Source organism: Corynebacterium tuscaniense (assembly GCF_008693065.1).
Lineage (GTDB): Bacteria > Actinomycetota > Actinomycetes > Mycobacteriales > Mycobacteriaceae > Corynebacterium > Corynebacterium tuscaniense.
The window spans coordinates 1-684 of the sequence record NZ_VXKH01000161.1 but is presented as its reverse complement, the minus strand read 5'-3'; the positions used below and the strand labels follow the sequence as shown (position 1 = coordinate 684).

The window sequence follows — 684 nt, the reverse complement described above, 5'->3', positions numbered from 1 at the left end:
GAGTGCGGACAGTTTTTCTGTCCGGGTTGGACCTGACCCCTGTTTGGTGGACACCTGATATCCAGCCCAGTCGGGCTGGAAGAAAGGTAATCTACCACCATGTCCAGGTACTCCGAACAGTTCAAACGCGATGCCGTGGCCCTCTACGAAAACAATGAGGACCTCTCACTGAACTCAGCATCAGCAGAGCTCGGTATCAACCGTGCCTCGCTGCATTCTTGGATCAAGAAGTACGGCACCGGCAAACGTGCCCGCACAAAAAGCATGCGCGACAAGGTCCAAGCAGCGAATGATTCCGAACGGATCCGCCAGTTAGAAAAAGAGAACGCAAAGCTGCGCGAAGAACGTGACATCCTGCGCAAGGCCGCGAAATATTTTGCCGAAGAGACTCACTGGTGATCCGCTTCCAGTTTGTCTATGACCACCGAACCGAATTCTCGGTTAAGCGGATGTGCCAGGTGTTAAAGCTCAATCGCTCCTCGTTCTACAAATGGGTGCAAACCCGCGAAGAACGCAGGTTAAAGACGTGTTCGGATGCTCTTATTGGTGCAAGAATCAAGACCATCTTCGATGATGAATACGGGCTTTATGGTGCTAAACGCATCGCTGCAAGCCTTAAAGCCGATACGAGCTTTGGCCCGATAAATCACAAGAAAGTCGCACGAATCATGAAATCCATGGGAC

At 51.5% G+C, this 684-nt stretch carries 2 protein-coding genes; both read left to right on the top strand.

The features are described 5' to 3' along the window. Window positions 1-99 precede the first annotated feature (99 nt). The gene (locus F4V54_RS11050; protein WP_005327899.1) at window positions 100-399 is read left to right on the top strand and encodes an IS3 family transposase; all 300 of its coding nucleotides are present in this window, start codon (window positions 100-102) and stop codon (window positions 397-399) included. Beyond that, window positions 396-684 (top strand): IS3 family transposase (locus F4V54_RS11045; protein ID WP_150387163.1); only part of this gene is annotated, 289 nt, incomplete at its 3' end. The genes F4V54_RS11050 and F4V54_RS11045, both read left to right, overlap by 4 nt.

Bases quoted from the DNA above. Each gene is read 5' to 3' on its own strand.
- F4V54_RS11050 (WP_005327899.1), top strand. From the start codon at position 100: ATGTCCAGGTACTCCGAACAGTTCAAACGCGATGCCGTGGCCCTCTAC.